This is a genomic window from Pseudomonas sp. N-1-13, assembly GCF_057787095.1.
On record NZ_JBYNRI010000001.1, the window covers coordinates 3,001,381 to 3,027,194 of the forward strand.

The 25,814-nt window shown below is 57.7% G+C and carries 25 protein-coding genes and 3 pseudogenes; 12 read left to right on the forward strand and 16 right to left on the reverse strand.

The window, feature by feature from the left end; translation table 11 throughout:
• The first annotated feature begins 1 nt into the window (after nucleotide 1).
• The 5 genes from sctS to AC3I65_RS13585 all read left to right on the forward strand — a co-directional run bounded on the left by sctS (nucleotide 2) and on the right by AC3I65_RS13585 (nucleotide 4,556).
• Nucleotides 2-268 carry a type III secretion system export apparatus subunit SctS gene (gene sctS / locus AC3I65_RS13565; RefSeq protein WP_107322398.1) on the forward strand — a complete coding sequence of 89 codons (267 nt, stop codon included), beginning with the start codon at nucleotides 2-4 and terminating at the stop codon, nucleotides 266-268.
• Nucleotides 268-1,062, forward strand: a complete 795-nt coding sequence (sctT, locus tag AC3I65_RS13570; protein ID WP_488523870.1) for a type III secretion system export apparatus subunit SctT — start codon at nucleotides 268-270, stop codon at nucleotides 1,060-1,062. The genes sctS and sctT overlap by 1 nt, the downstream gene beginning before the upstream one ends.
• Nucleotides 1,059-2,135, forward strand: a complete 1,077-nt coding sequence (gene sctU / locus AC3I65_RS13575; RefSeq protein ID WP_488523871.1) for a type III secretion system export apparatus subunit SctU — start codon at nucleotides 1,059-1,061, stop codon at nucleotides 2,133-2,135. The genes sctT and sctU overlap by 4 nt, the downstream gene beginning before the upstream one ends.
• A gap of 142 nt (nucleotides 2,136-2,277) precedes the next feature.
• A complete protein-coding gene (locus tag AC3I65_RS13580; RefSeq protein WP_488523872.1) occupies nucleotides 2,278-3,156 on the forward strand; it encodes a hypothetical protein in 879 nt (292 codons plus the stop codon).
• Nucleotides 3,069-4,556: a hypothetical protein gene (locus AC3I65_RS13585; RefSeq protein WP_488523873.1), complete on the forward strand. Its 1,488-nt coding sequence runs from the start codon at nucleotides 3,069-3,071 to the stop codon at nucleotides 4,554-4,556. Before AC3I65_RS13580 ends, AC3I65_RS13585 begins: the two co-directional genes overlap by 88 nt.
• A gap of 93 nt (nucleotides 4,557-4,649) precedes the next feature.
• Here the strand turns inward: AC3I65_RS13585 and AC3I65_RS13590 are convergent, their stop codons facing one another.
• From AC3I65_RS13590 to AC3I65_RS13645, 12 genes are all read right to left on the reverse strand, one after another.
• Nucleotides 4,650-4,997 (reverse strand): type III secretion protein HrpV, encoded by a 348-nt coding sequence (locus tag AC3I65_RS13590; RefSeq protein WP_488523874.1) that lies wholly within the window; start codon nucleotides 4,995-4,997, stop codon nucleotides 4,650-4,652.
• Nucleotides 4,998-5,002: 5 nt separating this feature from the next.
• A complete protein-coding gene (gene hrpT, locus AC3I65_RS13595; protein WP_488523875.1) occupies nucleotides 5,003-5,212 on the reverse strand; it encodes an HrpT family type III secretion system protein in 210 nt (69 codons plus the stop codon).
• The gene (sctC, locus tag AC3I65_RS13600; RefSeq protein WP_488523876.1) at nucleotides 5,209-7,284 is read right to left on the reverse strand and encodes a type III secretion system outer membrane ring subunit SctC; all 2,076 of its coding nucleotides are present in this window, start codon (nucleotides 7,282-7,284) and stop codon (nucleotides 5,209-5,211) included. Before sctC ends, hrpT begins: the two co-directional genes overlap by 4 nt.
• 1 nt (nucleotide 7,285) lies before the next feature.
• Nucleotides 7,286-7,714: a type III secretion protein gene (locus tag AC3I65_RS13605; RefSeq protein WP_107322392.1), complete on the reverse strand. Its 429-nt coding sequence runs from the start codon at nucleotides 7,712-7,714 to the stop codon at nucleotides 7,286-7,288.
• Complete coding sequence (locus AC3I65_RS13610; RefSeq protein WP_107322391.1) at nucleotides 7,701-7,925, reverse strand: type III secretion protein; 225 nt, start codon at nucleotides 7,923-7,925, stop codon at nucleotides 7,701-7,703. Before AC3I65_RS13610 ends, AC3I65_RS13605 begins: the two co-directional genes overlap by 14 nt.
• A 101-nt stretch (nucleotides 7,926-8,026) precedes the next feature.
• On the reverse strand, nucleotides 8,027-8,605 hold the full coding sequence (gene sctL, locus AC3I65_RS13615) for a type III secretion system stator protein SctL (protein ID WP_107322390.1): 579 nt from the start codon (nucleotides 8,603-8,605) through the stop codon (nucleotides 8,027-8,029).
• 25 nt (nucleotides 8,606-8,630) lie between these two features.
• The gene (locus AC3I65_RS13620) at nucleotides 8,631-9,152 is read right to left on the reverse strand and encodes a type III secretion protein (RefSeq protein WP_488523877.1); all 522 of its coding nucleotides are present in this window, start codon (nucleotides 9,150-9,152) and stop codon (nucleotides 8,631-8,633) included.
• A complete protein-coding gene (gene sctJ / locus AC3I65_RS13625; RefSeq protein ID WP_488523878.1) occupies nucleotides 9,149-9,952 on the reverse strand; it encodes a type III secretion system inner membrane ring lipoprotein SctJ in 804 nt (267 codons plus the stop codon). The genes AC3I65_RS13620 and sctJ overlap by 4 nt, the downstream gene beginning before the upstream one ends.
• Before the next feature lie 7 nt (nucleotides 9,953-9,959).
• The gene (gene sctI / locus AC3I65_RS13630; protein WP_107322388.1) at nucleotides 9,960-10,316 is read right to left on the reverse strand and encodes a type III secretion system inner rod subunit SctI; all 357 of its coding nucleotides are present in this window, start codon (nucleotides 10,314-10,316) and stop codon (nucleotides 9,960-9,962) included.
• A 46-nt stretch (nucleotides 10,317-10,362) separates the two neighbouring features.
• Nucleotides 10,363-11,229, reverse strand: a complete 867-nt coding sequence (locus AC3I65_RS13635; RefSeq protein ID WP_160892289.1) for a hypothetical protein — start codon at nucleotides 11,227-11,229, stop codon at nucleotides 10,363-10,365.
• A gap of 104 nt (nucleotides 11,230-11,333) precedes the next feature.
• A complete protein-coding gene (locus AC3I65_RS13640) occupies nucleotides 11,334-11,690 on the reverse strand; it encodes a type III secretion system major pilin HrpA (protein WP_107322386.1) in 357 nt (118 codons plus the stop codon).
• Nucleotides 11,691-11,719: 29 nt separating this feature from the next.
• A complete protein-coding gene (locus AC3I65_RS13645; RefSeq protein ID WP_107322385.1) occupies nucleotides 11,720-12,697 on the reverse strand; it encodes a sigma 54-interacting transcriptional regulator in 978 nt (325 codons plus the stop codon).
• Between the two features lie 600 nt (nucleotides 12,698-13,297).
• On the opposite strand from AC3I65_RS13645, the gene AC3I65_RS13650 reads away from it, so the two are divergent.
• On the forward strand, nucleotides 13,298-13,741 hold the full coding sequence (locus AC3I65_RS13650; RefSeq protein WP_305465946.1) for a CesT family type III secretion system chaperone: 444 nt from the start codon (nucleotides 13,298-13,300) through the stop codon (nucleotides 13,739-13,741).
• A 182-nt stretch (nucleotides 13,742-13,923) separates the two neighbouring features.
• A complete protein-coding gene (locus AC3I65_RS13655; protein WP_488523879.1) occupies nucleotides 13,924-15,792 on the forward strand; it encodes a hypothetical protein in 1,869 nt (622 codons plus the stop codon).
• Between the two features lie 89 nt (nucleotides 15,793-15,881).
• Here the strand turns inward: AC3I65_RS13655 and mdeB are convergent, their stop codons facing one another.
• From mdeB to AC3I65_RS13670, 3 genes and pseudogenes are all read right to left on the reverse strand, one after another.
• Nucleotides 15,882-18,587: an alpha-ketoglutarate dehydrogenase gene (gene mdeB, locus AC3I65_RS13660; protein WP_488523880.1), complete on the reverse strand. Its 2,706-nt coding sequence runs from the start codon at nucleotides 18,585-18,587 to the stop codon at nucleotides 15,882-15,884.
• Between the two features lie 57 nt (nucleotides 18,588-18,644).
• Nucleotides 18,645-19,109, reverse strand: a complete 465-nt coding sequence (locus AC3I65_RS13665; protein WP_107322381.1) for a transketolase — start codon at nucleotides 19,107-19,109, stop codon at nucleotides 18,645-18,647.
• 101 nt (nucleotides 19,110-19,210) lie between these two features.
• Nucleotides 19,211-19,349: pseudogene (locus AC3I65_RS13670) on the reverse strand (1-aminocyclopropane-1-carboxylate deaminase); the annotation flags it as partial.
• Between the two features lie 132 nt (nucleotides 19,350-19,481).
• Here AC3I65_RS13670 and AC3I65_RS13675 point away from each other — a divergent pair.
• A pseudogene (locus tag AC3I65_RS13675) lies at nucleotides 19,482-19,676 on the forward strand (Lrp/AsnC family transcriptional regulator); the annotation flags it as partial.
• A gap of 39 nt (nucleotides 19,677-19,715) precedes the next feature.
• Here AC3I65_RS13675 and AC3I65_RS13680 read toward each other — a convergent pair.
• Nucleotides 19,716-19,919 (reverse strand): annotated as a pseudogene (locus tag AC3I65_RS13680) (response regulator transcription factor); the annotation flags it as partial.
• A gap of 810 nt (nucleotides 19,920-20,729) precedes the next feature.
• On the opposite strand from AC3I65_RS13680, the gene AC3I65_RS13685 reads away from it, so the two are divergent.
• From AC3I65_RS13685 to AC3I65_RS13700, 4 genes are all read left to right on the forward strand, one after another.
• The gene (locus AC3I65_RS13685) at nucleotides 20,730-21,491 is read left to right on the forward strand and encodes an alpha/beta hydrolase (protein WP_047225817.1); all 762 of its coding nucleotides are present in this window, start codon (nucleotides 20,730-20,732) and stop codon (nucleotides 21,489-21,491) included.
• A gap of 369 nt (nucleotides 21,492-21,860) precedes the next feature.
• Nucleotides 21,861-23,420 (forward strand): GMC family oxidoreductase, encoded by a 1,560-nt coding sequence (locus tag AC3I65_RS13690; protein ID WP_281459182.1) that lies wholly within the window; start codon nucleotides 21,861-21,863, stop codon nucleotides 23,418-23,420.
• 150 nt (nucleotides 23,421-23,570) lie between these two features.
• Complete coding sequence (locus AC3I65_RS13695) at nucleotides 23,571-23,984, forward strand: DoxX family protein (protein WP_107322379.1); 414 nt, start codon at nucleotides 23,571-23,573, stop codon at nucleotides 23,982-23,984.
• A 338-nt stretch (nucleotides 23,985-24,322) separates the two neighbouring features.
• Nucleotides 24,323-25,699, forward strand: coding sequence for an anthrax toxin-like adenylyl cyclase domain-containing protein (locus AC3I65_RS13700; RefSeq protein ID WP_488523881.1), 1,377 nt, complete (start codon nucleotides 24,323-24,325; stop codon nucleotides 25,697-25,699).
• Nucleotides 25,700-25,814 lie beyond the last annotated feature (115 nt).

Genomic DNA, 25,814 nt, shown 5'->3' on the forward strand with positions numbered 1-25,814 from the left:
CGTGGAAGCGCTGGAGTTGTTCAAGCAGGGCATGTACCTGGTGGTGATTCTTACCGCACCACCGCTGCTGGTCGCGGTGCTGGTGGGCGTGTTGACGTCTCTCGTGCAAGCCTTGATGCAGATCCAGGACCAGACCCTGCCCTTTGGTATCAAACTGGTCGCCGTGGGCGTGACCCTGGCGGCGACCGGCCGCTGGATCGGCGTTGAATTGATCCTGTTCATCAACATGGCGTTCGACCTGATCGCGCGCACCGGAGGCGCCGTTTGATGCCATTCAATGCCGAGTATTTGTTCGAACTGATGCTCGGTATCGCTTTAGCCATGGCCAGGATTCTGCCGTGCATGATGCTGGTGCCAGCGTTTTGCTTCAAATACCTCAAGGGGCCGCTGCGTTACGCCGTGACCTGCGCGGTTGCGATGGTTCCAGCGCCGAGCATCGGTCGGGTGTTGTCTGGGCAACATGAGAACTGGCTGATGATCGGCGGCTTGTTGCTCAAGGAAATGGTCCTGGGCGTGCTGTTGGGGTTACTGCTGTATATGCCGTTCTGGATGTTCGCAACGATAGGCGCCTTGCTCGACAGCCAGCGCGGCGCTCTCAGCGGCGGCCAGATCAACCCTTCCCTGGGGCCCGACGCGACGCCACTGGGCGAGTTGCTGCAGGAAGTGCTGATCATGCTGGTCATCCTGTCCGGCGGCCTCTCGCTGATTACCCAGGTCATCTGGGACAGCTACATCATTTGGCCGCCCACCGCTTGGATGCCGAACATGACGGTAGAGGGGCTGGACATACTGCTTGGCGAGCTGAACAGGACCATGCAGCACGCATTGCTTTACGCGGCGCCGTTCATAGGCCTGTTGCTGCTGATTGAGGCCGCTTTCGCCATCGTCGGTCTTTATGCCCAGCAACTGAATGTTTCGATTCTGGCGATGCCGGCCAAGAGCGTCATCGGATTGCTGTTTCTGCTGGTGTATCTGCCCACACTCCTGGATCTGGGCAACGCCGAACTCGATCGCTGGTTCGATTTGAAATTTCTGCTGAACCTGTTGGTAAAAGTCCCGTGAGCGAAAAAACCGAAAAGGCGACGCCGAAGAAAGAACGCGACGCGAGGGAAAAAGGCCAGGTTGGGCAGAGCCAGGACCTGGCCAAACTGCTGGTGCTGATGGTGGTCAGCGAAGTCTGTCTGGGCATGGCCGAGGAAAGCATGACACGCCTGCAGCACCTCACCGAATTACCCTTGCGACGACTGAACGAACCCTTCGCCAGCACTGCCATTGAGCTCAGCGGCACAGCGCTGTGGACACTTGTTTCCTTCATCGTCGCCAGCGTCGGCGTGGCGATTCTGATACGTCTGGCCGGCACCTGGATGCAGATTGGCTTCCTCTTTGCGCCCAAGGCCCTGAAGGTCGATCTCGGCAAGCTCAATCCAATCGGCCAGATCAAGCAGATGTTCTCTAAACAGAATCTGATGAACCTGCTGCTGAGCGTCCTCAAAGCGCTGGCCATTGCGGTCATTCTGTATGTCTCGATCATGCCCATCCTGGGCAAGCTGGTGCTGTTGGCCGACACCGATCTCGTCACCTACTGGCGCTCGTTGCTGGAGGTGTTTCAGAGCATCTTGCGCAACACTTTGGGCCTGCTGCTGGTGATCGGCATGGTCGACTTTGCCCTGCAAAAATACTTTCACGCCAAGAAACTGCGCATGAGCCACGAAGACATCAAGCAGGAATACAAGCAGTCCGAAGGCGATCCGCACGTCAAAGGCCATCGTCGTCAGCTGGCGCACGAACTGCTCAACTCCGAACCCAGCACCGCCCCCCGACCGGTGGAGGACGCCGACTTGTTGTTGGTCAACCCGACCCACTACGCCGTGGCACTGTACTACCGACCAGGCCAGACGCCTTTGCCGCTGATTCATTGCAAAGGACAAGACGATGATGCTCTGGCGCTGATCAAGCGCGCCCAGAACGCCAAGATCCCGGTGGTCCAATGTGTCTGGCTGGCGCGCGCGTTGTACATCGTTCGCACAGGTCGCCATATACCGCGCGAAACCTTGCTGGAGGTCGCCCATATCTACCAAGTCATTCGCCAGCTTGATGAAGTCACAGAAGAAATCATCCAGCTGGAAACCCACTGACCCATCATCCCAGTCATAAAAGTTTAATACCTGCGCGCTTTAATGGCAGTCAAAACTTCTGGAAGTTTTCCCCATGCATTCGTCGAGCTCGCGCTCCCAATCTCCGGGATCAATCCCGCTCTCAGAGCAAACGAACACATGGTTGTTGGAGGCCGCTGAGCGGCTCGGCATTCCCTCTGTGCAGGCGCGAGCGTTCTCCCGTAGCGCCCAACTGCCATTGCCGGGGCTGACCTTGCAATTGTCGCTCTGGCAGACGTCGCCTGTGCAGCAGTGGGTGGTGCTGGGTCTTCTGCCACGCCCCAACGGTTTGCCGGTTGAGGTTTGGAGCGAGCTGCTGCTGCGGTCCAATTGCGCCATATCGGCAATGAGCAGTAGCAGCGTGAGCCTGAACGACAGCGGTGACGCCGTGCTCGTACTGCGCCTTATCTCGCAGCCGCAACATCAGCGTGAAATGCTTGCCGATGAACTGAGCCATCTCTTGTCCGTCGCCGAGAGCCTCGTGGCGGGCGCCACCGCACTTCAAGGCAACCAAAGCGGCGCACCTCGACCGGTCACCACGGCACCGAGGCAAGGTGAGCACGCGGAGCAACAGGCGCAGGCAGCGATGAATCGGGAATGGCATCGTCCATTACTGATCGCTGCGCTGCAGCACTTGGACATCGCCGCCCCGCCCTTCGAGCAGATATTGACCGTCGGCGTGATTCAGGCCAACGGGCGTGTCTATGAAGTGATCGCTGACAGTGATCGCCAACATCTGCTGATCAGTACGCTGCTGCCGACTTCGCTGAACACGGCGACGCAACGCGAACGCGCGCTACTGGCCAACCTGCACCTGATGATGCTGACCCAATCTGCCGTGGTCCTCGCGCCACACGGCAGCGCCTTACAGGCGCGCTGGAACAGCACGGGGCTGGACGGTCAGGCATTTGCCGAATGGCTGCTGGATTTCGGTCAACTGGCCGAGAGCTTCATGCACACCTCGGCCATTCGCCCAGCAAGGAATATTGCATGGACCCGATAACACCTAACCTGGGACGTATCCTGCCAGAACCGCAAATCGAGCTGCGGCATCGACATCCCACCGCTGATATTAATGCTGTGGAGCGCGGCGAGGCACCCGCTCACTTGCCTGGCTTCACTTCGCGCGCCCGCGCACATGTGACAGGACTGAGCCAGGCCTTCCATCGCGACTATCTGGCGCCGGCCGGCAGAGCCACGGGCGCGCTCTGGGAAAGCGCCAAGGAACACGGCGTGGCCCTGGGCAACAAGGTCGAGCGCGGAGCAAAGCTCGCGTTGAGCGACAGCGCGGCTAATTTGCCTTCCTGCCGCACAACGCTTGCCGCTGCGGGCCATACGGTTCAACAGATGGTCAACTGCGGAGCGCCTACCTATCTTCGCGAGTTGGCGTTCATGCATGCCTACAGTGCGCTCAACGAGGGGCTGGCGAAAAAAAGCCCGGGGGCAATGCTGACTTTGCAGGCCGCTGTCTCACTGACGACCATTGCCACCCAGCTCTACGTACGCCAACCGCGCCTGGATCGTCTCGCCGCCGACTCCAGCGATGCGGTACGTGGACACTTCGCCCTTAGCGAAGCGAAATGGAACGCTCTGACGCCCGATAAGCAAGACACGCTGCGCCTGCAGATGAAGCGCGATTCGCGCAACATCACACGCAACCAGATCGTCGCTGAAGCGCTTTATCTGGGCATGGGCGCCGCGCGTGGTGACGGTGCGCTGAGTGCGAGGGTTTTGGCCACTCAGCTACGCGACGTGATTTATGCCCTTTCTCGCGAAACCATGCAGGCCACCTTCAGCATGACCGCCCCCCAGGACAACACCAAGACCTACGGGGTCGACGAGGATAATATGCCGACGCTCGGCTGGGCCTACGGCGCCATGACCTTGAGCATGGGTTTCATGCTCGACTCCATCAGTGAACAAGTCTTGCCACCGGGCCAGACGTTGACGAGTCCGGCACTGCTCGGGCCGGATCAGCAACCGCTATTGGGCGAAGCACTGGCCTCTTCAATTCAGTCCCTCGCCGGCACGCGCGCGGCATTCAACACCGTTGTCGCGACCCTCGACAACCATCTGCAGCGGCATTTCGACACGCGTCAGGTGGGCACCAACCAAGAGTTGAAGCCGAACCTGCCGCTCAAGGATTATGGCCGGGTCTTGGACCAATCCCCCGCCCGAGTCGCCTGGGCCAGCCTGGCTGGCGCAATCAATATGGCCACCGGCGAAGCACTGCGCGACAAGGTTCCGCCCGCCCTCTCCGGCTTTCTCGGGAATATGGGGACCGCAGCGGCGATGGGCTTGGCCTATCGCACCGTCAATCAAACGTTCCAATCCCACGCGAGTGTGCGCAAGGCTGTCGACAAACAAGCGGCGACGGCTGCTGCCGGGCAACAACCAGCTTGAGCCGCAACGTAACGCAGCGCGGCCAACAGTTCAGGGATTGCAAAAGGAAGGGGAAATGCGCCAATAAACATTACTGGCGCATTTGATCGCAGGTCAGTCCAAGGGGCTCAAACCTGCCAACAGCAACTGATGTTGGCAGATATTATCGAGCACCGCGCGACCATGGGAGGATGACGGCACCGCATGCCAGACGACGAAATCGCGGTGGGCATCGAGAAACAGAAAATAGTCAGGGAACAGGTAGGATTGCGTGAAGCGCCGCACCAGCGCCTCACGCAATTGTTGGGGCTGCAGCGCGCGACTGTCGATGTGCAACGCTATACCCCAATCATGGTGCTCATGCCGACTCACGAAAGAAACACCCGCTGCTACCGGCCATACCGCTGTTTGCCCAGCAGCCACCCGTTCGTAGAACTCCGCTTTCCCCGAGACTTGTATCATGGTGCTCAATCCCGCAGTGGCACGACAGTATAGTCCGCGGTGTCCTGCGGATTTTCCAGGCCAGTACGCATGTCCGCTGGCCACCAGATCACCAGCTCCCGATTATTGGAGTCGGGACGGTCGCAGGACTGTCCAGAACAGCCGCCCGAGGTCGTCGAGCAACCGGAGAGCATCACACACAGAAGGCCGAACACAGCCCAGTTCATCTTGGTCATCGGGTTGCCTCCTTGAGTAATGAGTCGCGAAGGGTCACGTTGCTCTTGAGCGACTGGGGATTACGCACCGCGACATAGACTTCGCTTTGTTCCCCAGGCTGCAACCAAGCGCGAGGCCATGCACTGACACCCAGCACCCAGCGCCCGCCACAACTGCTTTCATCAATACGCAGCGGTTTATCACCAGTATTGCGCGCGACCACCACGCCAATACTCCAGGCGTTGCGCCCATACCACTGGCTGCGATCGGCGTCGATGACCAGGCCCTGTTGCGTCGCGCATAAAGTGGCCGGCGTGAATAAAGGCTCGTTACTCGGGGTAAAACCAGTCGGTTGCACATCACTCAACAACTGAGTGAACGCGCGCTGAATATCAACGCGAGTGGGTTGCCCATCACCATGGCGACCGTCGATTCGCCGGGCGGCGGAGTCGATGTCTTCCGGGTTACCGGTTTCTACATACCGGGCCGGGTCAACCTGGTTACCCACCAACCGAGGCGTAAGAATGAACAAGCGTTCTATCTTGTTGGTGCTGCGGCTACTGGACGTGAACAGCAATTTGCCAATGAGCGGAATGTCACTGAGCCAAGGGATTTTGCTTACCTTGTCGCTCGATTGCAGAGAATGAAAACCACCAACGACCAACGATCCCCGCTCGGCGATGACCGCCTGAGTGCTGACACTGCCGTTACGCACGCTGGGTTTGGTGTCATCAAGCAGCGATGCTTCGACTTGTCCGTCTTCGATATCGAGGATCAACTGCACCTGCGTCTTGCCATTGTGTTGCATCGAGCGCGGAACCACTTGCAGGCTGGTACCGGCAGTAATCGGCTGGATATCGGCAACACGCTCCCCCGTCGCGGTGAGGAACTCGGTCCGGCTGAAATCGATGACAGCGGGCTGGTTCTCCAAGGTGAGGATCGAAGGATTGCTGATCACTGTCGCCGCCCCCTTGGCTTCCAGCGTACGGACCGCCAGGGCGAACCGTCCGGCGTTTTCGGCCGACAGCGTGGAGCTGCCTGATTCAAGCAAGGACCCTCTGACGTTGGTCCCTCCGGCCCAGACATTCCAGTTGCTGGACAACTCGTTCAACTCGTCGCGGTCGATATCGTAGATCACCGCGTCGATTTCGATCAGGTTGCGCGGTACATCAAGCTGCTTGACCAGGTTCTCGTACAAGGCCCTGCGCTTGGGCGAGTCATAGATCAGCACCGCATTGTTGCGTACGTCGGCTGCGACCCGTATCCGCGACCTGCCAGCGGAGCGCCCCTTGCTTTGTGCCCCGAAGCCGGTAGCCACACTATCCAACGTTTGCTGCAACTGATCGTCGGCCAAACCGCTCAGCAAGCTCGGAGTACCTGCAAAACTGCTTCCGCCGCTTGTACCAGTTCCCAGCGCCGCGCCTTGCAGCCCGTTGAAAACACTCCCTGACCCGCCCCGCGGGCCACTGTCCAGCAACTCCTTGAGAATCGTGGCTACCCCTGAAACGGTCAGCTGTTCGTCCCGGTAACTGATGGTGCGATCGGCGGCGTTCGCATAACGCAACGGCAACACCACGACGTCCTGCCTTTCCTCAGGTTTGTCGACATTGCTGCTGTAGTCGCGAATGAACTGAACATACCGCGCAGGTCCGCTGACCAACACCACGCCCTCGTCCGGCAGGACTCCCCAGCCAAATCGTGAATCGAGCAAACCGAGTTCAGTCAATGCGCCCTTGAGGTCATCAACGGCGTCCGGGGACACCTCGATTCGCTCGGTTATCTGGTCACGGGCGGCGCTGACGTAGAGGGTGTTGTTGTAGACGAACCACTGGAACTGATGCTGCTGGCCCAATCGATCAAGAAACGCCTGCGGGCTATCCGCGCGGATACGCCCCTCAACGATGCCTTCAACGGGGTCCATCTCAAGGTTAACGCCAAACTCTCGGGCAAATGCTTCAAGAACGCTTGAAAGCTCGGTCTGTTGCGCGTCGAACGCATAGGCCGTTTGTTTCCACGCTGGCGGTATCGCCGCGAACGCCGGGGCGCTCAGTCCCAATAACAGCCACGGTATCCACCGGTAGGCCTTACGCATATCACACTCCAGTGCGCCAATTAGTAGTTGCTAGACGGGACTCGGCCGTAGACGAATCAAATAAGGTTTTGTGCATCAGGCTAAGCATGGCGGCGCGCTGGTTTGCCAGAGTCTGTAGCACCCCCAGTAAGGCCTCGACCGAGCTGGGCGGGGGCATCCAGTGCAACAGCACCAGACACTGGCTTTGCGGGTCGGTACCCAACGCCCCCGGGCAACGGCACGCGACACTCGCACCGCCCTGCCCCAGGATGCCCATCAATCGATCAGGAGCGCTGGCGTCAAACGGATCCAGCACGTCGATGCTACAGCGGATCCCACCTTCTACCCGGGCAAGCTGCACATTTGCATCGTCAACCCAGCAGTCCAGATGCGCGGCCGAAGGTTCATCGAGCCACAGATTCAGTCGCGCGCTGAACTCACTGAATTCCATCGATGATCGCTTTGTTCATGCCGTGATGAGCGCGCATACCTTCGCTCATGACAGTGGCCGCGGTGGACAGCGACTGGGTCGCTTGAACGAACGCCCTCATGTCTTCCACATCGGCACTTTCAGCAGCGTTCATCGCGGCGTCATCATAGTTTCCAATTGCATTGGAGAAGTTGTTTTCCAATTGATTTAGAAGGGACTTGGAATTGATCATGCGTGCATCTCCCAGGGAATTTACGCAATATGAGTGGCGACAATTATCTTTGAGGTTCCAAGAAAATGGTCGACGTCAAACATGCGGTGATATGTCGAATGTCATGCATCTGCGACCTGAAACGAACGCCGCAAGCCGGTCCAATCAATGTCGTACTCGCCGGTCTCGGTGCTCAGGCGAATGGACTGGATCGGCATCGTAATGTCGTCTCTTAGTTGCCACAGAACGGAAGCGTTGTTAGCTGCAAGCCAAGCCTGCACCTCGCCATAACGCTCGGGATGGCACTTCAAAGTGGCGCTAACCGCCGGGTATACCTGGCTGGCCGCCAGATGTTCCAGCAGAATGCTGGCACGCACCTCGGGCGGGCACTCATCAAACAGCCGGCCTATGATGACGTTCAATAGCTCCCGGCAAACCTCTATCACACTGTTCCTGCATTGTTGGCGCTCAGCCTCCAGCGCCTCCAAGAAAAAACTGGCCTGCCCCCAGAATTCAGCTAACGCTCGATCCAGGTATTCCTGCTGCCGGCGTCCGGCCTCCAGCAATATCGCATCCGCTTCGGCCCGTGCTCGCGACATCACATCGACGGCTGTCCGGTAGTCAGCAAACTGCTCTCGACGGACGACCAACTCGCGCTTCACCTCGCGATCGCCCAAGGACAAATTTCGGCGAATCAGCATTTCCGACCTTTAACCTGTGTACCCGTCATGCCCAAACCCTCCACAACACAGAACGCCACAGCGCATCGAGTTTGCGCGTGGGAAGGTTAAAAGCGGGCTCGAGTGTCTCGTCGGGCGCCCACAACAGGCGCAAGCGCGACCAATATCGCTCGCCCAGCCAGCCGGCCAGCATTGCGCGTGGGTCCGTGACCTCATCAGTCAACCACAGCCCAGGGCGTAGCGCCTTGGCGATACCCCGACACCAGAACCACTGCGCGTCGGACAACTGATCATTTGGCGTGGCAAAACAGATTGCGCGCACCAGAGCCAAAGCCTGCAACCTTTGTGCATCTGTCAAAGACAGCCATTCGATAACGTTGGGGTCCGGCTCGGGCGGAGCCGAAGGAGCGATGCCCAGCAAGGCCAGCAACGCGTCGTGTCGGCTGCGCCAGACGCCCATGCCAACATCAAAATCAATCCCCCATTGCTCCCACACGCTGGACTTCCACTTTGGGTGCATCCAGCGCCACGTGCAGCACCACCACCCGACCCATTGCTCATCGGTCATAGCTGTGCGGGCAAGCCGGTTGGCCTACGCCTGGCGCGCAAGCGTGCAAACAAAGCCTGGCGCCAGTCTGGACGCAACATCAGGACTGCGCCCCCCGCCATGGACACCAGGCACAGCAGCAAGGCAATGACCATCACCCACCAGAAGCCGGCATCCTCGCTGTCAATCAGAAACGGTCCGAAAGGCACAAGATGCTCCGGGTCCTGAAACTCCACCGATGGCACGAATACAATCGAAAATTTCTTTGCGGAGCTGCTGTCCTGACTCATCCCTGGAATGCTGCTGGCAACCATCTGTTGAATACGCCCGCGCACACTGTCCGGATCCAGCGTCGACGCCGCATACTTGATGAACACCGAGGCGGAAGCCGGCTGAACCGGCTCGCCCGGTGCGATGCGCTCCGGCAAGACGACATGCACACGAGCCACGATGACCCCGTCAATCTGGGACAGCGTCGACTCCAATTCTTGCGACAGCGCATAAATGTAGCGAGCCCGCTCTTCCAGCGGTGTGGAGATGACCCCTTCCTTTTTGAATATCTCGCCAAGACTGGTCCGTGTCTGATTAGGTAGACCGGCAGCATCAAGCACCCTCACCGCACGGTTCACATCACTATTGGCGACGATTACGGTAACGCCGGCTTTTTCCATCTGCTTACGGGCCGCTATATGTTCCTGAGCCAACTTGGCGATTACTGAGTTGGAATGCTGCTCAGTCATGCCGCTGAACAAGACGGTGTCGTCGCTGCATCCGGCGAGCGCCAGAAAAGCCAGAACCGTTAATAAGTCGGATACTTTCACGAAGAACCTATTGCAGATTAGTCAGTTTATCCAGCACTTGTGCGCCTTTACTGACGACCTTGGTGGTGAGCGCCGTTTGCAATGCATACTCGGAAAGGGCGCCATTCATTTTGAGCATATCCATCGGATCCGTTGACTCCGAGGCGGACTTGATCGCGCGTTCAGCCTGATGCGCCAGCTCGGCTTGACCAGTGAGACGATCCGATACTGCGCTCATCAGGTTACTCGCCATACCGCCAGGTTCTCGATTGCTGCGCATCGCACTATCGAATAAGTCGACATCAGCTTGAGCAGGAGCGGAAACCATCTCCAGCTCATGCTCAGGTGCAGCGCTCCTGAATGAATTCACGTTGGAAATGGTCACCTGATTTCTCCTGTAGGACGTGGACGATGGACTATTGAACTGAGGACTACGTTACGCTGGCGCGCATCACGTCAAGGACGTTCCGAGCAGCCTGGGAAGCCGTATGCTCGCCTTGATTCATCGCAAGGCCAGGTGGCGTGCCGGAAGCGATTCCCAACCCCAACTGCAACCCTTGTTGAAAAGCCTCCATGCCTTCGTTGCTATTTAACATCTGGCGCAATTGGTCTATTTCACTCGCGCCACCAGTCGATAGCGCAGGGCTGCTGCCGAAACCACCTTGTCCGCCTCCCATCATCCTTTCACTACCCGGATAATCGGTTCTATTGGACCCGCCTGTCATATGTTGAGAGACTTGCTCGAGTGCCTGTTTGAATTTGGCGGTTTCGCCCTTAGACAGATAATTGTCTTCATCCAGTTCTTTGCTCCATGACCCAGAATCTGGCGCTCCGAAGGCGGCTTTGTTCTTATCCATATAATCAGCCACTTGCTGAAGCAACGGTTTGTCTTCCTTGGAAAAGGTAGTGCCGTCACCTTTGGGCTGTAGAGCGTTATTCAGCGCAGATTGCCCCAACCCACTCACAACTTGCCCCATAAGGTCCTGACTGTCCCTGCTTCCAGCATTGGCGATAAAGTTGCTCCCCATCTTATCTTTAACAATGTCCATCATGGCATTTTTCAGGGTCTCTTGAGGGTTTGCTGCCAACCCCATAAGCCCCATCCCCTTATTTTCGGAAAGTTTGTCATGCACCATCTTTCCCAATGGACTACTAAGATCAACTTTTCCACCGGGCATCAGGGAGTTAGCAAGCTCCGTCACGACACCCGATAAAGAAGGTGAGACTTTTGATGAGTCGGCATGTTTAGGTTGAGAAATACTAGTGATACCTAACCCGCCGACAAGCGGTACTGCCATGCTTATATTACTCATAAACTTTAAGGTTCTCGCTGAATGTTACCCCCCCTTTGATCACCACAACAATAAAAAAGGGGGGGGGAGGAAGGAGGGAGGATGGATCTTTAGTAACTGATGGCCTTAGCCTGCCCAGCCATATTGGAAATAGACTTGCTCGCTGCGTCGGAGCGAGCGGAATCGATAGCGCTCGCTGTATTTAGCCTCATCGTTTGCAAAGCCGCATCACCTTGCAACTTAATCAATCCGGCCTGTTCCTTATCGTTGCGCTTCATAACGTCCAGCTGGGCGCTCATTGATTCACCCCCTGAAGCTGCTTGACTCAACTGACCTTGCGTAGCAGCGTTGGCTTTAACGCTATTAGCTTCTTGCTTGGCACCGGCAAATGCGTTGACACCCATGTTTGCCGCACTACCCAGCGTATTGGTGATGGTGCTAAAAGGGTTGCTCGAGATACCTGGCATAATAAACTCCTCATACTCTAGCGGGCTCGCTAGGTAATAGTGGGTGGAAAGTTCTTTAAATCAGGTTCCAGATTTTTTTCAAGCGAAGACGCCTTGCCAAATACGTCCAGCGACTTGATCCGGTGATAGAGCGTTCTACGGGGTATGCCCAATTCCACACTCACAGCATCAATCGAGTGCCCGTGACGCTTGAGGGCTTCCTGAATAAGGATCCGTTCGATAGCCCGCATTTGTGCCTTGAGCGTGCGCCCCTCGATCTCCGTGCTTGAGTTCAGGGTTATCGACGGCAAGCCAAGAACAAATCGCTTGGCCGCTGATTTCAACTCGCGGATATTGCCCGGCCAGGGATGACCCAAGAGCGCTTGCATGAGTTCGGGCGATATAGCCTGAGGCTCGCACCCCAGATCTTGCGCAGCTGCGGTCACGAACTGGGAAAACAGCGGAACGATGTCTTCGCGACGGTCACGTAGCGCTGGCAACTGGATCGTCAGCACGTTGAGCCGAAAATACAGATCGCGCCTGAACTCGCCCCGCTCCACCAACTCGGCCAAGGGCCGCTGAGCCGATGCAATCACACAAATATCCAACGGAATGACCGTGGTAGAGCCCAAGCGCTCAATCGCTCGCACCTCAAGGACCCGCAGCAACTTGGCCTGCAAACTGAGCGGCATGCTATCGATTTCGTCGAGGTATAAAGTCCCGCCCTGCGCAGCCTCGATGTAGCCCTTTCGCGAGCGATTAGCCCCGGTGAACGCACCGTTGACCACACCAAACAATTCACTTTCAGCCAATGATTCCGGGATTGCCGCACAGTTCATCGCGACAAACGCACCCTTGCGCCCAGACATTGAATGAATGCGCTGAGCCAGGGTGTCCTTGCCGGTCCCCGTCTCTCCAGAAAGCAACAGGTCGACGCCAAGCAGTGAAGTACTTTGGGCGATGACCTTGATATCAGGCGCTTCGGCAATGTTGTCAGGTCCGCAGTAAAAGTAATCGCACACACCCATATAAACCCCGTGATCGGCACTACTTCATACGCCCTCCCGCTGCAAGCACGAGGCGAAGCATGGCCATAAGCTGCGCGATCATTAGTGATGATCGCAGGTCGGACAGACCCGTTACACCAAGCCTGACGACTGCACGCGCATAGCGCCTACAGTCTATTTATTGATCAAATGCCACGGCAGATCCAAAAGTGCGTGTGTGACGCGCGCTGCGATCAGTTATTCCATCGAGCGTAAGTGATATTTTTTGAAACAATTTGAATGGCCACTTGGCACTATCGTACCGACCCGTTTTCTCTGGTCGTTGTCAGTGCTTCTTCTTGAAAGCCATTAAACAACTGGTGCTTTAGGGCGGCAGAGAATACCGCTCGCCCAAACCCTGTCAATCGCCGACGCTCATTTTAATGGTATTACTTCACAGTTTGGATACAACGGGGTTTGACCGGAGTCCTAGAGAAAGTTCGATAAACATTTTACGTTTGACGTCATTTTTTAAAAAAACATGGAACCTGGTCGACGGCATGCGCCACTCAGTACTTGAGACAGTTCGACGCAATAAAAAGAACAACTGTTTCACCTTCAAACAGCTCAGAGAATAAAAAAATGAGTAATGAGCGCTACCATCGATTTGTTACAGATATCTGTCAGCTTTCTCAGATCCCTGTGGCTGCGATTGATTTAGATCGGGTTCAGCTAAACGTGAAAGGCATTGCCTTCAGTTTTGCCAACTTAGCCGATACCGTCATGATTCACGCAGACTTCGGCCCGTTACCGGATCGACGCAGAGATGCCGTCCTGCTTCAGCTTATGAATGTCAATTTTCATTTATTCAGCGCAGACCGTCCCTGTTGCTTTTCACACAACGACGACACGGGCCAAGTACAGTTCAGTTGCACAGTTGAGCTGACCCAGATCGGCGCACCACAGTTCGTGCAGTTGCTGGGGCATATCGCTGAGTATGCGCAATCATGGCAGCACAGCTACTTTCTCGATGCAGGCGCAAAACGCGCACCTTCAGCGCGCACGAGTCTGGGGGGTTTATGCTAGGTCCGACGCTACCGGCAGGAAATTTTTTTCCCTTCACCCCAACACGATCACAGTCCACACCGCGGACAGATATCGCATTGACGCCCATGCGCCCTCGCGCGCCCGTCAACAACCCAGCCCCCCAAGCTCATCAGTCGCCACAACCAGGACAGCCCTCCCCCGCGCTAGCCAGGGAGGCCGCGTTGTTGGCTCCCCAATTGGGGCGGTCCGGCTTTGACGCCGCGGTAGCCAAGCAGCGCATGGTTCTGGAAGGTAGATATCTGCAGGAGCACCCCGGTACTGCCTACGCTGACATAAATGACAAGCTATTTGCGAAAGCCAATGGGAAAGCGCCCGAATCCATGACCGGACGCTTACTGGCCGATGCCAAGCAAGCGCAACAGACGCTGATCCATGAGTTGGAAAAGCTGACTGAGGATCCACAACAACCACCGGATCTGGAGGCTTACCAAACGGTGCTGACACAGGCAGTGCGCGCACAAACTGATTTGCTTGGCGCACACGTCGCTCTCTACGAACAGGCATTGACCGATCCACAGCTGTCGGCTGCCGACCGACAGCACATAGAACGTAGCGAAAACGCCTTCGCGCTTCATGCCCAACAGACCGTGAACCTGATACCCGACGCGTTGAAAACGGCCTTGACCAAAGCGGACGCAACGGTCAGCGCGCTGAAGCAATTGAGGCAACCGCTAGAGGACTGGGAACGTATCAGCACGATGCTCAGTGACTTGGTCGAGCACACCTCAGTCGATGGCGAATTCAAAGATGCGCTGGATAACGCCAAACTTCCCGCCAAGCTTCAGCAGCTCCATCAGCACAACGACGGCTGGGGAGCGACTGCCAAGGCGGTCGTCGCGGGCGCCGTGCCACAAATGCTCGCATCGGGCCTGGCGTTCGGCTTTGCGCGCGCGGTCGTAGAGTCTGCGGTCCCGGACCTGAAGGCCCAGGCATTCGCTACCGCGCCCGTGATGGCGGCGGCACATGAAGTAGGCACCAACCTGCTCAAGCCCATGAGTCAGGAGATGATGGGGGGGTGGGCGCTTAAACCGGTGAAAGCGTCAGAGGTCATTCCAAACCCGAATCCCCGGGCTATTGTCGATGGCGAGCTCAAGCCCCTGACCGCAGAGCAAAAAGACGCCGCCATGCAGGAGGTTGATGAACTGCGCGGTCGCCATCTCAACGCCCAGCAAGCCAACAAGAACGGAACCGGCATTGGCGAGGCTGAAGCCTTCGGCGCGTTTGGCCTGGCACAAGGCATCCGGCAAGGGATAGGGCTAGCCCAGCCGCATATCCCAGTGGAGCAGTTTGGTCCCCGCACGCTGGCCTCCATGGCGGGTGGCTTGATCATGGGCGGCGTGCAATCGGGCGCGCAACTGCGCAGCACCGTTGCTGATCGACGCGGACGTGAATTGCCGACCCACACCTTCAAGGAAGTCGACAAACCTTTGGCCAATCGCCTGGCAAAAGCGGCTTCGGACGCGGTGTTGGCCAGCGACCCGAGCAATCCTGAGGTCCGTCAAAGCCTGTTCAGTAAAACCTACGGCTCACTTGCCGGGTTGGGCAGCGCCATGGGCGTCAGCTCAGCGGCACGGGCCTTTGGCTCAGACACGCCGGCGCAGCAGTTTGGCCAGGTGCTTTTGGCCGCATTGGGCTCGCCTGCTCTCCTTATTCCGGCCTATGCGAGCTTTCAGGCGGGCGCTGAAACCGAGGCTCGTCTGGCGGCGCTTGAAAAGGAGCGAAAAACGCAAGAGCTTCCCGGACCGGGCGCCCCCGCTCAAGTACCCACGTCCAACTTCCCACGCACACAAACGGCAATGCAGAACATCCGGTCGCCCGATCGGGCCGATCTACCGCACGGTTCCATGCCGGGAACCTGGGGCAGAACCGCGGAAAACACTTTTCACCGTATCCGAGGAGGGTTGCAAATAGCATCCCAGGCGCCGACCGAACTCACCGAGCTTGCAATCAAGCAGGCTACCGCTCGCGTGGGGAACAACGCTAATGACGTGGCGGACCCACAACCACCTGAGGCTGTGCCGCAGAAGTGAGCGGCTCGATAGCATCCGGATAGCTGAACACTCCAGCCTGCAGACATATCATCAGTGCTGCAGGTTGAAGTGTTATCGACGCACCCTGTTCACGCCTCCCACGGCGCCAGGCAATCCACATCGATGGCGTACAGGGCAATCGCTTCGACGCACACCTGCGGCGCCAGTGTCTGTGCTTGAACCAGCGCGGTCAGGGCGCTCAGAACGATCTGATGACGATCCACTTCGAAGAATCGACGCAGTTGAGCGCGGGTATCGCTTCGGCCGAAACCATCGGTGCCGAGCACCGTGTAGCGAGGCTCAATGTAGCTGGCTATCAGCGCTGGCACGGCCCGGACGTAATCGCTACAGGCGACGACGGGCGTCGCGTTATTGAGCGACGCCTGTAGATGGCTCCTGCGCCCGGGCTGTTGAGGATGCAGTCGATTGTGGCGCTCGACCTCGCGCGCGTCCCGTGCCAGTTCGGTGAAACTGGTGACGCTCCAGACCTGACTGTCAACGTTCCAGTCGTTGGCGAGCAGTTCGGCGGCCGCGATCACTTCGCGCAGGATAGTGCCAGATCCGAGCAATTGGACGCTGCCACGAGGGTCTTGCAATTCGTTCCGGGCAAACAGATACATGCCTTTGAGAATGTCTTGCTCAACACCACCTGGAAGGTCGGGCTGCGGGTAGTTTTCATTCATCAGGGTGACGTAGTAGAACTCGTCGACCTGGCGCTCCAGCATCTGGCGCATGCCGTGATCCAGGATCACCGCAAACTCACCGGCGAACGCCGGATCATAGGCGCGGCAGTTGGGTACAGTCGCGGCCATCAAATGGCTGCTGCCGTCCTGATGCTGCAGGCCTTCGCCGCCCAGCGTCGTGCGACCGGCGGTTGCGCCGAGAAGAAAGCCGCGAGCACGTTGATCGGCCGCCGCCCAAATCAGATCGCCAATGCGCTGGAAGCCGAACATCGAGTAATAGATATAAAACGGCAACATCGGCAACCCATGCACCGAATAGCTCGTGGCGGCGGCCACCCAGGAGCTGATTGCCCCGGCCTCGCTGATGCCTTCTTCGAGGATCTGGCCATTCTGCGCTTCGCGATAGCTGAGGATAGACCCGATGTCTTCTGGCTCGTAGCGTTGTCCTACGCTGGAGTAGATACCGATCTGCTTGAACAGGCTGGCCATGCCGAATGTGCGCGCCTCATCCGCCACGATCGGCACAATGCGTGGACCCAGCGTGGTGTCTCGCAGCAGCCCGTTGAGCATGCGCACGAAGGCCATGGTCGTGGACATTTCCTTATTTCCGGCATTGATGGCGAAACTGGCGTAACGATCGATCTCGGGCACGGCAACCTTATCGTCGTCACACGACGAGTGCCGTGTCGGCAGGTAGCCGCCCAGCGCCCGACGGCGCTCATGGAGGTAGCGCATCTCCGCGCTGTCGGCGTCGGGCTTGAAGAACGCCAGGGAGGTCGCCTGGTCGTCGGTCAGTGGCAGATTGAAGCGATTGCGGAAAGCGAGGAGCGCTTCACTGTCGAGCTTCTTCTGCTGGTGCCCGGTCATCTTGCCCTGCCCGGCCTCCCCCATGCCAAAACCCTTTTTCGTCTGCGCGAGAATCACCGTCGGCTTTGTGTCTTCGAGCGCGGCCCGGTGATAAGCGGCAAAAATTTTCACCATGTCGTGGCCGCCGCGCTTGAGGCGATCAATATCCTCGTCGGTCAGGCCTCGAGCCAATTGCGCCAGCGCTTCGCTCTGTCCGAAAAAATGCTCGCGATTAAAACGCCCGTCCTTGGCGGCAAACGTTTGAAACTGACCATCGACAGTATTCGACAATGCCTCAACCAGGGCGCCGTCGTGGTCGCGCGCAAATAGCGAATCCCAATCCGAGCCCCAGACCAACTTAATGACGTTCCAGCCGGCGCCTGCAAATAACGCCTCCAGCTCGTCGATGATTCGGCCGTTGCCTCGCACTGGACCATCGAGGCGCTGCAGATTGCAATTGACCACCCAGACCAGGTTGTCGAGCCTTTCACGCGCGGCGAGTGTGAGCGCCGACATGCTTTCTGGCTCATCCATTTCACCGTCGCCGAATACGCCCCAGACCGTCCGGCCGCGGGTGTTCTTCAGGCCGCGATGGTCCAGATAGCGCATGAAACGAGCCTGGTAGATCGAACTGATCGGGCCGATCCCCATGGAACCGGTCGGGAACTGCCAGAAGTCCGGCATCAGCCAGGGATGCGGATAGCTGGACAAGCCCCTGGCGCCTTTTGCGCGAGCACCGATCTCCTGCCGATAATGCTGCAAGTCTGTTTCATCAAGGCGCCCCTCAAGGTAGGCCCGGGCATATACACCGGGCGCCGAGTGCGCCTGATAGAACACCAGATCGCCAGCGGAGTTTTCGTTGCGCGCCTTGAAGAAATGATTGAAGCCGACCTCGAATAGATCCGCTGCACTGGCATAACTGGCAATGTGTCCGCCCAGTTCTCCATACACCTGATTGGCCCGAGCCACCATTGCCAAAGCATTCCAGCGAATGATCGACGCCAGGCGCTCTTCGGTGGCCAGGTCTCCTGGAAACGCGGGTTGTTGCTCGACGCTTATGCTGTTGATGTAGGGTGTACCCAAGCGGGGCCGCCAGCCTAAATCAGCGCGACCAGCGACAGCGACGAGCAGGTCGAGCACCCGCCCCGCGTGGGCTTCCCCGCGGTGGGCGATGACCGAAAGCAAGGCATCGTGCCACTCGGCAAGTTCCTGTGCATCTTCCTCGGCCTGGGCTGGCAAGGTGTTTTTAAGGACGAACGAGTTCATGAACTACTCCTGCGTGGTTCAGGGAGTGTTTCGAAGGCGTACCGATGACGCCCTACGCTAGAGCACGCATCGCTCTTGCAGCAGGCACCGGGCCAGGGTTTGAGCTGCCGACAGAATCCGCTCGACGTGTTGGTCCATGTCCGTGCTGGACGGTCCGTCGATGCTCAACTCAAGGACTCGCAGCTTGTGACCACAGACCGACCCCAGCCAGGCGAGGCCTGGGACTGCTTCGACTTCGACATCCAACAAAAAGCAATTTGGACACACTGGACTGAGTAGCTGCTTGGCCTGACAGCGAGAAGTTGTTACCGACTGCATCGGCTTCGCCCCTGACTGCAGCCAGTCGAGCATCAACTCTGCCGGACGCTGGACCGCCAGATAGGCAACCTGGTCCCAGTCGTCTATTGCGACATGCACCTGATCAATGATGTATTTGGGTAACGACGCGCTGATGACAATAACCACCCCGACATCCGCCGAAGGCTCCTTGATCCAGGCTGCTGCTTGCGACATCGCATCCATTGCACTCACTCCCCGATAATCTGCACCCATTTGCACGACCTGATCCTGGAGAGCGAACCTGTCGCCAGGCTCGCTCCTCGATTGTCGTGCGCCGATACATCTCAACCGTTACGGAACAGGAAACTATAGGCATTGAGGGCAGACACTCCACCCAAATGCGCGTAAAGCACTTTTGCCCCCCTCAGGGAACTCGCTACGAGTTGGATATCCAAGTGCGTGCAGCGACTTCGATGAATAAATAGTAAGAAAAAAATCTAAAACATGTGTTGCAAGTTGATCGCCGATTAAAAAACATTATTTCGATCTGACCAGTATTTTCGTTGTGTTATTGCTCTCCAGTCATCACCAGCACAATAAAAAAACAACGAAAACCTGATACCTCCCGTGCCCTGCCCCGTGCAGCTTGATCGCACCGACTGCGCGATTCTCAAACCCTTGCAGCGCGATGCACCCATCTCCAACGTTGCACTGACCGACACAGTGAAATTGAGCGCCCCGGCGTGCCTGAGACGTGTCGAACGGCTCAAGCAGGCAGGGCTGATCAGGGGCATCGTCGCGCGGTTGGACAATGCATGGGGATGCGCCAGGTGCCGTCTTCGCTCTGAATCAGATCAACCCCAGGCTCAGCGCCTTGAGTGTGGCCGCTGCACGAGTGGTGCATTGCAGTTTGCGGAACATGCTTTCGACGTGAGTGCGCACCGTACTCGGGCTGATGCCAAGCTGACGCGCCACTTCCTTGTTGCTGCCGCCCTCACTGATGCAGCGCAAGATTTGTGTTTCACGTTCGGAGAGTGGGCTGCTGATTGCTCTGGAGACGGCCATGGCGCGCCTGCCCTTCTCGCTCAACCCGGGTTGCCGCGGTGGCTGGCTGCGCAATGCTTGCAAGGTCAGTGTTGCAACCCGCAGCCGATAGCGGACCTGCACTGCATCACCTTCGAAGCCGCGGACGTAGCCGCGTCCATCGAGCCGCTCATAAGACTGCACCGCCCCCTGAGCTGCCAACGAGCACCCAACAGCCTGGCCACAGGCGCGCGATGTCCAATGAGGCACCCCCGCGTTCTTTTCAAAACCGTCGTCTGGAAGTGCTCCAGGAATGAGCCAGACATGATGAGCCGCCATGACGTGGCTCTCGGCATTGCTTGACAGGCAACTAAAACCGTTCAGGTCCATCATGCTCAGCTCCTGGTTATTTTATTCAGCTTGTTCGACAGGTCCGCTGCTTAATCTTAGGTAGATTCAATAAAAAGCGTGTTGCATCTTTTCAATAAAATACGAAACAATATTTTGCCAATGATCATAAAAACGATTTTTATTGCAAATAAATTAGAAGTCACGCAATAAAAATAACTTGGCGCCTACCCAGGCTTTTTCCCACCCGCGCGCACGTGAACCTGCCGAAACCAACGATGCTGCCAAGCGATTGAAACAAAAGACTTATTCGACTTAGCCTCCAATCCACCCCAGCGTCAGGGCTTTGAGGGTCGCAGCCGCGCCACCTGCCGACATGTCGTTTCCTCCGGGCATTCGATTGAACATTATTCACCGCCTCGGATAAATGACCGATACCTCAGCCGCCGAGTATTGCTGAAACTGCGCTCACCCCACACAGGAGATCGCATCATGTTCAAACCCAAGGCCCTTGCCCTCACACTCGCCATGACCTGTTCATTGTTCGGCGGCGCGGTCCATGCCGCGGCGCAGCAACCTTCTGTCGTCATCGTCCATGGCGCTTTCGCCGACGGATCCGATTGGGGCAAGGTCGTCCCGCTGCTGCAGGCGGAAGGCATCAAGGTCACCGTGGTACAAAACCCGCTGACCTCGCTGGCTGACGATGTCGCCGCCACGCAGCGTGTCCTGAACAACCAGGAGAACGATGTCGTATTGGTCGGCCACTCCTGGGGCGGTACCGTCATCAGCGAGGCTGGCACCGACAAGAAAGTACGCAGCCTGGTGTACGTCGCCGCGTTCGCTCCGGATGCCGGTCAAGCCAGTAAAGACCTGGGCAAGGACTACCCTGCTCCGTCCGGCGTGAAAGACATCGCCGCCGACAAAAACGGTTTCTTGTACATGACCGCCGAGGGCATGGCCACCGGTTTTGCCCAGGATCTTTCCGCAGAGCAAACCGCGGTAATGGCCGCGACGCAAGGGCCGATCCGCGCCTCGGCATTCGATGACAAAACCAGCGCCGCCGCCTGGAAAGGCAAGCCATCCTGGTACGTCGTGGCCAAGGAAGACCGGATGATCCAGCCTGATCTGCAGCGAGCTTTCGCCAAGAAGATCGGTGCCAAGGTCACCGAAATCGACGCCAGCCACGTGCCGCAACAGTCACGCCCGGCAGATGTTGCAAAAGTCATCATCCAGGCTGTTCAGAAGAGCCAATAATTTCGGGCCTCTTCTGCGCCGGGATCGAGGGAAGTGCTGCGTCGGGATGGATTGCCACCGGTCTCAGGACAGGGTGGCGGAAGCTCGGACGCAACGCACTTCCCTCGCAACGGTCGTCACATCTGGCGAGATTGAGCTTCGCCTCCTGCTACCCAGCCGACGGCAAACATCCGTTGGAACCTTTTGCCCCCCTGCCGTCACTCATTGCCCAGCAAACAAAACGGCAGTCGATGGACCCGTCATCGTGCCCGGCTTCCCCTATCAATACCCTAGCGAGATTCACCGCATGTTCTCCCCAGCAATGATTTTGCACCTCGATCTACGCTTGAACCTGGCGAGCGATACCACCCCGACCAAGGAACCTCGCTCATGCCTATGAATTGCGCGCGGAATAAACACCATTTCGATTTCATCGTCTGTGGCGCGGGAACCGCCGGCTCCGTCGTGGCCGGACGACTGGCCGAGAATCCCGAGGTGGAAGTGTTGCTCATCGAGGCGGGAGGCAGCGATGACCACCCCCACGTGCTGGAACCGGGGAACTGGCCGCTTAACCTGGGCACCGAGCGCGACTGGAACTTCGTGGGCGCCGCGAACCCTCATCTCAACGACCGGAAAATCCCATTGAATATGGGCCGCGGCTTGGGGGGCGGGTCCAGCGTCAATGTCATGCTGTGGGCCCGCGGCCATAAAAACGACTGGGAAGACTTCGCCGCACTCAGTGGCAACCCGGCGTGGAACTACGCGTCGGTCCTGAAAATTTATCAACGCGTGGAAGACTATCAGGGCACCTGCGATCCGGTGCGTCGCGGCAAGGGCGGACCGGTTCATGTCGCGCCTGTGCGAGACGCCCAACCGATTGCCAACGCCATGATCAGTGCGGCTGCCGGCATGGGTATACCGGTTTTCGAGAACCCGAACGGCGCCATGATGGAAGGCCGCGGAGGTGCAGCCTTGAACGACCTCATCGTCAAGGACGGCCGGCGTAATTCCATTTACCGCGCCTACGTCGCTCCACGCTGTGGTCAGCCCAACCTCACGGTCCTGACTGATACGCTTGTCAGTCGCGTACTCTTCAGGGACCAACGCGCCATCGGCGTAGAAACCATAAAAGATGGGCAGATCGAGTGCTTTTACGCCGATCACGAAGTCATTCTTTCGTTGGGGGCGGTCAACACGCCCAAGGTCCTGATGCAATCAGGCGTGGGGCCAGAGGAGGAACTGCAGCGCCATGGTATTCCGTTCGTCCAGCATCTCCCCGGCGTTGGCGCCAATCATCAGGACCACGTGTCCTTTGCCGTTATTTTCGAATACGCGGCTCCACAACCGGTGGGTTACGGCGGCTCGGAGGCGACGCTCTACTGGAGCAGCGAAAGCGCTTTGCATCTCCCCGATATGTTCCACTGCCAAGTTGAATTTCCAGTGCCCAGCGCAGAGAACGCCTCACTCGGCGTTCCCGCACATGGCTGGACAATGTTCGCAGGCCTTGCCCATCCGGAAAGTCGCGGCCGGGTCAAGCTCAGCGGCCCGAATGTGACCGATGCGCCGATCATCCAGCCCAACACCCTGTCGCATCCCACCGACCGGCGCAACGCGCTGGAAAACATCCGATTTGTCCAGGAACTGGGCGCGCAGGCGCCCTTCAAGGGCTTGGTCAAACGTGAAAGCCTGCCTGGAAAACTCAACATCCAATCGCTCGAACATTACGCTCGCAACGCTGCCGTTACTTACTGGCACCAATGCGGTACGGCAAAAATGGGCCAGGACGCGATGTCCGTGGTCGATAGTCAACTGCGCGTCTACGGCGTCCAGGGCCTGCGCATTGCCGATGCCTCGATCATGCCGCATATCACGAGCGGCAATACGATGGCCCCGTGCGTCGTGATCGGCGAGCGGGCCGTTGAGGCTATACGGTCCGCTTACGAGCTTTGAGCGTCAGCAGGCGCCGGTGACTGTGTTCGAGCCGGCCACTCGCCGAGGGCTGCGCCGAACCCTGCGGGAGAACCGGGCCTTGCTTGAATTAACGCCTGTGCGTCAACCCACCCAATGAGTTTTACCACGGTCCTAATCATGATTTCAGATATGCAGAAAAAAACCGGCGTCGCGCACTGGACGGGCAGAGTCCTGGGCGCTCTGGTGGTGTTGGCATTACTTGCCGACGCCGGTGTGAATATTTTCGCGCCCCAAGTCCTCGCAAAAAACATGGAGCTGACCGGATTCCCCGATCACCTCTCCTCTGTCATTGGCAGCATCATCCTGGTTTGCACCGTGCTCTATGTGATTCCGAGAACCGCCGTGTTGGGCGCAATACTGGTGACAGGATTCCTGGGTGGCGCCATTTGCACCCATTTGCGCCTGGGTGAATTGGGCTCCGCCTCGCAGATCATCAGTGGGCTATTGGGCATTGCGGCCTGGGCTTCGCTTTACCTGCGCAGCGATGCCGTCCGTTCCCTGCTGCCGTTGGTTGAAAGCAAAGGGCGAATATCACGTTTCTGAGCGCCAGGCGTTTATGGGCACACCGCATGCGGTTGATTTGATTCGCCGATCAAGCAGCAGCGCAAGTCCAGTCATCAGCTCCTTTGGTTGGCCGCATCCAGCCAATTTTTAACGCGCGCCTTCGGGGCGCGTTTTTTTCGGTGCCATCACCCACGGTTTCCGGGACCAGAAGCATGACGCCGCATAACTATGAAGGCGGCAAGCAGATGATCATGAATGCGTTAGGCGGTATTCCACTCGGCCGGCCCTAACCTCCAGGAGCAAATGCCCGAGGCGTGCGGAACCGACATGCCTGAAATCGCCACCTACTCGAGAACTAAATTCTGGAAGCGGATGGAATGAGTAGCTTAGGCCCGGTGCAATGGAACCAAACGTTCAGCTTTAACGCCGATAAAGCACCTGAGGCCGGGCATACCACAGCAGTTTCTGCCCGCCCGTTGACTGAGGTCGTCCGCGACGATATCGATAAAGTCAGCCAGCAAACAGGCATCTGTGCGCAGCACTTGCACCAGCTCCATGACATCGCTCGGAAGCATCGATGCATTATCGCTTTCCGCCCTGTTGATCCACACAACGCACAGCTGATAGGGATGGGCTATCCAACCAAGGGGCTTAATATAAAAGGGAAGAGTTCCATGGTCGGCCCGCTGTTCGGTTTTATTCCGGCAAATCAGCAGCTCAGTGGAAAAGGCAGCACGACACCGGCCGATATGGAAAAAGCGAATCTGCAAATCGAGCGGTGCGTGGAGAGCGGCCACGCGGTTAAGGTGCCTTTGGAACTGCCAGCAGCACGCATGGACTACCTGAAGCAACACAATTTGATAAGACCGCTTGTTCCGCCTGCGTTCGCAAGTACCAGGGAGGATGGGACCACGTTTAACTTCACTGCTGATAAAACCGCAAACGGCACCTATCGAATAGCCATAGACGGTCAGGCTGTTGAAGTGCTGGCACCGAACGTTAAACCTCACGGCAAGCCTGCTCTTCCCTTCACCGCCGACTACGACTTGCTGTTTTTGATGCCGCAGTGGGATGACGTCCCGCAACAGAGTCAACGACGAGGCTCGGCAAAACCAGCTGCGCCAAACGAGCAGCCCACCGATCTTTGTATCGCCTACATTCGATCGAAATATGAAAATGTCGCCGTCAAAGAGACGGCGGGTGCCGCCCCGACTGTTGATTATGTCACCCGCCTCGAGGAACGAGTCATTGACGACATCAACCACTCATTACGCGGCAAGTTGAAAACACATCTGAATGTTGATGATCCATCAGACTGGAACCTGGTTCATCATGGCTCGGACGAAGGCAACCCAAGTACAAACATGCACAGTAACCTTCCAGCTACCGTCATTGCTCCGCAAGCACTGGGCGAATTTGGCGCCATTGCAATCATACCGGACAAGGTCAAGTTAAACGATTTCCTGGAGGAGGCGCGTGATGCTCACGCAAGCGGTCATACAGGCTATGTGCTGGTCGGAAACAGGCGTTGGTTTGATGACGAATTAAAGACTAACGTCGCCAACCGCAGTCAAGAAATCGAGCGCAAGCTCAGTAGTCAGTCGTCGACTCTTTCGCCCCCTGAGACTCGTCGCGGGAGTATAGCGTCCGGCCAAGGCAGCCGGCGTGGCAGTCATATTTCCCAGTCTGATCTGGATTTATTGAAAGTGGTTGCCGAGCAGCGGCGAATTCAGTCCGGTGGATTGACCGGGTAAATCCTCGCCGACTTATACGGTGCAAATTTATCCAGCTGACGTGGGAACCGGCACAACACTATTGGCCACTCATTTGACCGAACCAATTTGCATAAGCGCATGAGGAGAGAAAGCA

Excerpts from the sequence above, each read along its gene's own strand:
- AC3I65_RS13605 (WP_107322392.1), bottom strand. The coding sequence starts at position 7,714 with ATGGAATTCAGTGAGTTCAGCGCGCGACTGAATCTGTGGCTCGATGAA.
- AC3I65_RS13585 (WP_488523873.1), top strand. The coding sequence starts at position 3,069 with ATGGCTGCTGGATTTCGGTCAACTGGCCGAGAGCTTCATGCACACCTC.
- AC3I65_RS13695 (WP_107322379.1), top strand. The coding sequence starts at position 23,571 with ATGCAGAAAAAAACCGGCGTCGCGCACTGGACGGGCAGAGTCCTGGGC.
- AC3I65_RS13650 (WP_305465946.1), top strand. The coding sequence starts at position 13,298 with ATGAGTAATGAGCGCTACCATCGATTTGTTACAGATATCTGTCAGCTT.
- AC3I65_RS13610 (WP_107322391.1), bottom strand. The coding sequence starts at position 7,925 with ATGATCAATTCCAAGTCCCTTCTAAATCAATTGGAAAACAACTTCTCC.
- AC3I65_RS13620 (WP_488523877.1), bottom strand. The coding sequence starts at position 9,152 with ATGACCGATGAGCAATGGGTCGGGTGGTGGTGCTGCACGTGGCGCTGG.
- hrpT (WP_488523875.1), bottom strand. The coding sequence starts at position 5,212 with ATGACCAAGATGAACTGGGCTGTGTTCGGCCTTCTGTGTGTGATGCTC.
- AC3I65_RS13645 (WP_107322385.1), bottom strand. The coding sequence starts at position 12,697 with ATGGGTGTGTGCGATTACTTTTACTGCGGACCTGACAACATTGCCGAA.
- AC3I65_RS13700 (WP_488523881.1), top strand. The coding sequence starts at position 24,323 with ATGAGTAGCTTAGGCCCGGTGCAATGGAACCAAACGTTCAGCTTTAAC.
- AC3I65_RS13635 (WP_160892289.1), bottom strand. The coding sequence starts at position 11,229 with ATGGCAGTACCGCTTGTCGGCGGGTTAGGTATCACTAGTATTTCTCAA.
- sctL (WP_107322390.1), bottom strand. The coding sequence starts at position 8,605 with ATGCTGATTCGCCGAAATTTGTCCTTGGGCGATCGCGAGGTGAAGCGC.
- AC3I65_RS13665 (WP_107322381.1), bottom strand. The coding sequence starts at position 19,109 with ATGGATGCGATGTCGCAAGCAGCAGCCTGGATCAAGGAGCCTTCGGCG.
- AC3I65_RS13690 (WP_281459182.1), top strand. The coding sequence starts at position 21,861 with ATGCCTATGAATTGCGCGCGGAATAAACACCATTTCGATTTCATCGTC.
- AC3I65_RS13640 (WP_107322386.1), bottom strand. The coding sequence starts at position 11,690 with ATGCCAGGTATCTCGAGCAACCCTTTTAGCACCATCACCAATACGCTG.
- AC3I65_RS13685 (WP_047225817.1), top strand. The coding sequence starts at position 20,730 with ATGTTCAAACCCAAGGCCCTTGCCCTCACACTCGCCATGACCTGTTCA.
- mdeB (WP_488523880.1), bottom strand. The coding sequence starts at position 18,587 with ATGAACTCGTTCGTCCTTAAAAACACCTTGCCAGCCCAGGCCGAGGAA.
- sctC (WP_488523876.1), bottom strand. The coding sequence starts at position 7,284 with ATGCGTAAGGCCTACCGGTGGATACCGTGGCTGTTATTGGGACTGAGC.
- AC3I65_RS13590 (WP_488523874.1), bottom strand. The coding sequence starts at position 4,997 with ATGATACAAGTCTCGGGGAAAGCGGAGTTCTACGAACGGGTGGCTGCT.
- sctT (WP_488523870.1), top strand. The coding sequence starts at position 268 with ATGCCATTCAATGCCGAGTATTTGTTCGAACTGATGCTCGGTATCGCT.